The sequence below is a fragment of the Aeromonas sp. R7-5 genome (genome assembly GCF_040908015.1).
Taxonomy (GTDB): Bacteria; Pseudomonadota; Gammaproteobacteria; order Enterobacterales; family Aeromonadaceae; genus Aeromonas; species Aeromonas caviae.
Map to the genome: position 1 here is coordinate 61,134 of NZ_JBFOCZ010000011.1, position 6,464 is coordinate 67,597.

Annotated in this window: 6 protein-coding genes and 1 tRNA gene; all 7 read right to left on the bottom strand. The window is 61.7% G+C overall.

The features are described 5' to 3' along the window. Nucleotides 1–36: 36 nt before the first annotated feature. Entirely contained in the window at nt 37–984 is a 948-nt protein-coding gene (gene cbl, locus AB5Y53_RS03990) for an HTH-type transcriptional regulator Cbl (RefSeq protein ID WP_010672828.1), read from the bottom strand. 116 nt (nt 985–1,100) lie between these two features. Continuing rightward, on the bottom strand, nt 1,101–2,168 hold the full coding sequence (locus AB5Y53_RS03995) for a sulfate/molybdate ABC transporter ATP-binding protein (protein WP_010672827.1): 1,068 nt from the start codon (nt 2,166–2,168) through the stop codon (nt 1,101–1,103). A 31-nt stretch (nt 2,169–2,199) separates the two neighbouring features. Further along, nucleotides 2,200–3,093 carry a sulfate ABC transporter permease subunit CysW gene (cysW, locus tag AB5Y53_RS04000; RefSeq protein ID WP_010672826.1) on the bottom strand — a complete coding sequence of 298 codons (894 nt, stop codon included), beginning with the start codon at nt 3,091–3,093 and terminating at the stop codon, nt 2,200–2,202. Next, a complete protein-coding gene (gene cysT, locus AB5Y53_RS04005; protein ID WP_039039454.1) occupies nt 3,090–3,929 on the bottom strand; it encodes a sulfate ABC transporter permease subunit CysT in 840 nt (279 codons plus the stop codon). Before cysT ends, cysW begins: the two co-directional genes overlap by 4 nt. 269 nt (nt 3,930–4,198) lie before the next feature. Then, a complete protein-coding gene (locus AB5Y53_RS04010) occupies nt 4,199–4,774 on the bottom strand; it encodes an alpha/beta hydrolase (RefSeq protein ID WP_010672824.1) in 576 nt (191 codons plus the stop codon). Nucleotides 4,775–4,813: 39 nt separating this feature from the next. After that, nucleotides 4,814–5,815 carry a sulfate ABC transporter substrate-binding protein gene (locus tag AB5Y53_RS04015; protein ID WP_042864432.1) on the bottom strand — a complete coding sequence of 334 codons (1,002 nt, stop codon included), beginning with the start codon at nt 5,813–5,815 and terminating at the stop codon, nt 4,814–4,816. Between the two features lie 405 nt (nt 5,816–6,220). Then, nucleotides 6,221–6,297 (bottom strand) — tRNA-Asp (locus tag AB5Y53_RS04020). Nucleotides 6,298–6,464: the final 167 nt, after the last annotated feature.

Consider the following 6,464-nt stretch of genomic DNA (forward strand, 5'->3'; position numbering starts at 1 on the left):
AGCCCATGGCTCCCCGTTTTTCATCCACCCCTCGGTTCAAATCTGATAGTCGAGCAGGGGTTCGTTGCTCATGGCGCGGGCCTGGATCTCCGCCAGCGCCAGCTCGGGGTTGCAGAGCTGGATGAACTGCCAGGCAAAGTTGTGCTGGAACTGCCCCTGCTTGAGGCCGATCCAGGCGGTGTGCGGCGCAAACAACCGGCTGCCGTCCAGTTGCACCAGCCCCTTGTCCCGCTGGGAATCGAACGCCATGTCCGCCAGTATGCCCACCCCCATCTCCAGCTCGACATAGGTCTTGATGACGTCGGAGTCCTGAGCGGTCAGCAGGATCTGCGGCACTATGCCCGCCTCGGCAAAGGCATCATCCACCCGTGCCCGACCGGTGAGGCCGGCCTGATAGGTGACGATGGGCCAGTGGGCCAGAGCGGCCAGGGTCAGCTCCCGCTCGGCGGTGAGGGGGTGCTGCTCCGGCACGACGATATTGTGGTGCCAGCGGTAGTAGGGAAAGGCCACCACCCCTTCGCTCTTGTCGAGCTGCTCGCTGCTGATGCCGATGTCCACCTCGCCGGTCTGCACCAGCCGCACTATCTCCTCCGGGCTCCCCTGACGCAGCTCCAGCTGTACCAGGGGAAATTGCTCCCGAAACGCCTTCACTACCCTCGGCAGGGCATAACGGGCCTGGGTATGAGTGGTCGCGATGAGCAGCCGGCCTGAGTCGCGATTGGCAAAGGTGCTCGCCAGTTTGCGGATGTTGTCGGCATCCCCCAGGATACGCTCGGCGATCACCAGCAACTCCTTGCCCGGCTCGGTCATGCCGAGCAGACGCTTGCCATAGCGAATGAAGAGGGCGAGCCCCAGCTCCTCCTCCAACTCGCGAATGTGGCGGCTGACCCCGGACTGGGACGTAAAGAGGGCATTGGCCACGTCGGTCAGGTTGTAATCCCGCCGTGCCGCCTCCCGAATGATTCGCAATTGCTGAAAGTTCACCTCATCGCCTCCTGCGCTGAGTGGCGGTGGCTCGTGCCACCGTCCTCTTGTTATGGATTGCCGGGATCATAGCCCGGCAGCAAGCCTGACAGAGGGCCGCACCTCGCGGCTTGCCCTCAGATCTGGTAGTCGGGATAGAGCTGTGCCTGCCTGGCCACCAGACGCACCCCCTGGCCGGGGGCAAAGGCCCGGGCGGCCTCCTTGCTCAGTTCGGCCTCGTAGTGGGCCCCCCCCGTCTCCCCATCGCCACGCAGTTCCACCCGGATGCGCGGCCCCATGGGCAGCAGGCGGGTAATGGTGGCGCGAATGCCACCGGGGGCATCCGAGGGCAGGATCTCCAACTCGTGGGGGCGCACATAGGCGATGGCCGCACTCCCTTCTGCCAGATGGGAGGGGATGGGGCCACCCAGTTGCTGCTCACCGATGCCGAGCCCCTGCCCGGCCACCCTGCCACGAAACAGATTCACGCTGCCAAGGAAGCTGTGCACGAAGGCACTGGCGGGCTGATCATACACTTCGGCAGGGGTGCCAATCTGCTCTACCTTGCCGGCGTTCATCAGCACCACCCGATCCGCCACCTCCAGGGCCTCTTCCTGATCGTGGGTCACGAACAGACTGGTGACATGCAGCTCGTCGTGAAGCTCACGCAGCCAACGGCGCAGCTCCTTGCGCACCTGGGCATCGAGGGCGCCGAAAGGCTCGTCCAGCAGCAGCACCTTGGGCTGCACCGCCAGGGCCCGGGCCAGGGCGACCCGCTGGCGCTGACCACCGGAGAGCTGGGTCGGGTAGCGTGCCGCGACATGGCTGAGCTGCACCAGATCCAGCAGCTCCTTGACCCGGGTGCGGATGGCCGCCTCGTCCGGGCGTTCGCTGCGCGGCTTGACCCTCAGGCCAAAGGCCACGTTCTCGAACACCGTCATGTGGCGAAACAGGGCGTAGTGCTGGAACACGAAGCCAACGTTGCGCTCGCGCACATGGAGATCCGAGGCATCCTCGCCGCGGATGATGACGCTGCCACTGTCCGCCTGCTCCAGCCCGGCGATGATCCGCAGCAAGGTGGTCTTGCCGCAGCCAGAGGGGCCGAGCAGGGCGACCAGCTCACCGTCGTGAAAATCGAGGTTGATGTCGGCCAGCGCCGCATACTGATTGAAATGCTTGTTGAGCCCTTGAACCTGAATGCTCATGAATGCCTCTCCTATAACCGTTAATTCGGGATCAATGGGACTGGGTCGGTTGGCCGCGCAGCCTGGCCAGCAGGGTCTCACCCAGCAGGGTGAAGATCCCGAACAGCGCCAGCAGGCTGGCCACCGCGAAGGCGGCACCGGTCTGGTACTCGTTGTAAAGGATCTCGATGTGCAGCGGCAGCGTGTTGGTCTGGCCGCGAATGTGGCCGGAAACCACGGAGACAGCGCCAAACTCCCCCACCGCCCGGGCGGTACAGAGCAGCAGGCCATACATCAGACTCCAGCGGATGCCGGGCAGGGTCACCCGCCAGAACATCTGCAACCCGCTCGCCCCCAGCATGATGGCGGCCTCCTCTTCCTCCGGGCCCCGCGCCTCCATCTGGGGCAGCAGCTCGCGTACCACGAAGGGCACAGTGATGAAGGTGGTCGCCAGGATGATCCCCGGGGTAGCGAAAATGATCTTGATGTCGTGCTCGCTGAGCCACTCGCCGAACCAGCCGCGACTGCCGAACAGCAGCACGAACATCAAGCCTGCGATGACCGGCGAGACCGAGAACGGCAGATCGATGAGGGTGATAAGCAGTTGCCGGCCAGGAAAGCGGAACCGGGCGATGGCCCAGGCGGCGGCCAGCCCGAACAGCAGGTTCAGGGGCACCGAGCAGAGCGTCACCAGGGCGGTCAGCCCCAGGGCGCTCAGGGCATCCGGCTCGCTGATGGCGTGCCAGAAGAAGGCCAGACCCGGGCTCAGCGCCTGGATGAAGACGGTGGCCAGCGGCAACAGCAGCAAGGCGGCAAACCAGCCCAGACCGACGGTGACCAGCAGCCATTTGACCCAGACCGGTTCATGGGTCACCGGAGGATGACGCGCCGGGGTGGCCGGAGCGGACTCCTGGGCCTGATCGAGATGTGCAGTAGAGGCGTTCATATACGGCTTCCTCCGATGCGAGCCCAGCTCCAGGCTTGCAACTTGTTGATGAGCAACAGCAGCACAAAGGAAATGAGCAGCATGACGGACGCAATGGCCGATGCACCGGCGTAGTCATACTCCTCCAGGTGACTCATGATCATCAGGGGGGCAATCTCGGACACCATGGGGAGGTTGCCGGCAATGAAGATGACAGAGCCGTACTCCCCCACGCCGCGAGCAAATGCCAGGGCAAAACCGGTGAGCAGCGCAGGTACCAGGGTCGGCCACAGTACCCGGATGAAGGTCTGCCAGCGGTTGGCACCTAGGCTCGCGGCCGCCTCCTCTTGCTCGCTCTCCGCTTCCCGCAGCACCGGCTGCAGGGTGCGCACCACAAAGGGCAGCCCGATAAAGGTCAGGGCAATGACCACCCCTATGGGGTTGTAGGCAAGCTCGATGCCCAGCGGAGCGACCCATTGGCCAATCCAGCCGTTGGGGGCAAAGATGGCGCACAGGGCGATGCCGGAGACGGCAGTCGGCATGGCAAAGGGCAGGTCGATCAGCGCATCCACCAGTCTGCGGCCGGGGAAGGTATAGCGCACCAGTACCCAGGCCAGTATCAGACCGAACAGACTGTTGAGCAGGGCGGCAATGAAGGCGGCGCCAAAGCTCAGGCGAAAGGAGGCGAGCACCCGGGGGGAGCCGATCACCTGCCAGAACTCGGCGGCGCTCAGGTTGTTCACCGCAAACAGCACCAGTGCCGAGAGCGGCAGCAGCACCAGTATGCCCAGATAGAGCAGACTGAAGCCCAGCGTTGGCCCCAGGCCTGGCAGGACGGAATAAGAACTTAATCGCATAACACATCCGTTTGTTATAAATACTTTGGATGTGACGATTTTGCTCACGGCGGCCAGGGACAACAAACACCAATAATGCCTTTGCTAAGCACTTTTTTATCTAACAATGGTGGAACAAGGCTTTTAGAGCGATAAGCATAAAAAAAGGTCTTTTATATAAATAAAAGACCTAAAAGACGGAGCGGTAAAACCGGGAACATGCAAAGTCAGTCACGCTGGCCAAGTTGCCAGCCTGTCTGGAAATCGTGCCGAGACAATCCGAGGGGCCCTCATCGAAAACTGAGTGCGGCCTGCTTGCCCCACTCGGCAGGAGCAGGCTCCACCACCATTTCGGCACGGCGGTATAGGGTGCCGAGCAAAGCGAGGCCCTGGTGCCACTCCCCATGGCCGGACTGGGCATTGATATGGCCCACCTCCCCCGCATCGAACAAGGGCACCTGCCACTGCCGGCTCCAGAACTCTGCCCGCTCGAAACTCATCCAGGGGTCATTGCGGCTGGCGATCAACTGGGCAGAGACCTTGATGGACCCCGTCAACACCTCATCCGGGATACCGAAACGGGCAGGATCGGCAGGGGCAACGATGAAGATGGAAGAGACCTTGTCTGGTTGCAGTCTGGCGGCAGCGATGGCCGTTAGAGCGCCGAAGGAGTGGGCGACCAGGTGGACCCGGCTGCGCCGGCTCCTGAGCTTGCTCGCCAGCTTTGCGCTCCAGACCGTGAGATCCGGCTTGTCCCAGGGCAGACCCATCATTCTCTGCCACTGGGGAAATTGCTGGTGCCAGCGGCTCTGCCAGTGATCCGGCCCACTGTTGTGCAGACCGGGAACCAGAAGGATCTTGTTCATCGTGGTACTCCTATCTGTTGTCACAGGGGCCTTCGTCTCTTAGCGGCCCGGTTGGTAAATCTGGTCAAACGATCCGCCCTGGGCGAAGTGCTTCTTCTGTGCCTTGTCCCAATCTCCTTCCAGATCCTTGACAGTAAAGAGCGTCAGGTTGGGGAACTGGGCCGCAGTCTCCTTCAGGATCGCCGGATTGCTCGGACGATAGTGGTATTTGGCGATGATGCGCTGCCCTTCGTCAGAGTAGAGATACTCGAGGTAAGCCTTGGAGACGGCCTCGGTACCATGCTTCTTGGCTACCTTGTCCACCACGGCTACCGGCGGCTCGGCCAGGATGGAGACCGAGGGCACCACCAGTTCGAACTTGTCGCTGGTGCCCGGCTGATTGAGCACCAGCAACGCTTCATTTTCCCAGGCCAGCAACACATCCCCGAGCCCGCGTTCGATGAAGCTGGTGGTGGCGCCACGTGCCCCTGAGTCCAGCACCTTCACATTCTTGAACAGATCGCTGACAAACTGTTTCGCGCCCTCTTCAGTGCCGCTTTTCTTCAGGGCATAGCCCCAGGCAGCCAGATAATTCCAGCGCGCACCGCCGGAGGTCTTGGGGTTGGGGGTGATGATGGCGACATCCTTGCGCACCAGGTCGCCCCAATCCTTGATCTGCTTGGGATTCCCCTTGCGCACCAGGAAGACGATGGTGGAGGTATAGGGAGAGGCATTGTTGGCCAAACGCCCTTCCCAGTCGCTGGCGGTGAGACCTGCCTTGGCCACCGCATCGACGTCATAGGCCAGCGCCAGGGAGACCACGTCAGCCTCCAGTCCGTCCACCACGGCACGAGCCTGTTTGCCTGAGCCACCGTGTGACTGGCTCACCACCACATCGTCGCCGGTTTTGGCCTTCCACTCCTTGGCAAAGGCACTGTTGTACTCCTGGAACAGCTCCCGCGTCGGGTCATAGGAGACATTCAGCAGCCGCACCTCGGCGGCTTGGACCTGACCGAGAGCCAGCAGGGAGAGAACGGTGAGAGCGGTCATTCGCAGTTTCATGGTGATACTCCATATCGTTGGGTTGAGTACAGCATGCCCGCTTATGCATATTCCATGAAGAAAGAAAAAGCGCTTTGCTTATCTCTTATCCGCATATGAGCTCCCGATGGTCCTCTGGCACTCTCGGCCAGAGCGTATTCGCGTGCTTGCGATGCTCATCTCCAGACACGACAAAGCCCGGTCGATTGGCCGGGTTGGGAAAAGATGGGGGAACGAAGGCAAACCAGAGCGAAGGGTAAGCCCTGGGTAAAGGGACAATGCCAGACACGCAAGCACCACAGGGGGGAAGAGGCGGGTTGTCAGTAACAGGCGGCAGACCCGTCGGTTGCCTCTTGTTTCCTGAGATCTTATCCAGACGCCAGAAAGCAAAAAGGCCTTCCCGTCAGGGAAGGCCTTTCAATTTAGTGGCGGAGCGGACGGGACTCGAACCCGCGACCCCCGGCGTGACAGGCCGGTATTCTAACCGACTGAACTACCGCTCCGCATTCGGTTAGCTTTCGCTAAATTTTTTGCCGCTTCTTTATGAGGTGTCACTCTCGCAGCCGGTCATGTCTTTCACATCACCGTTTAATTGGGTGCCTGGCAGTGTCCTACTCTCGCATGGCGAATGCCACACTACCATCGGCGCTACAGCGTTTCACTTCTGAGT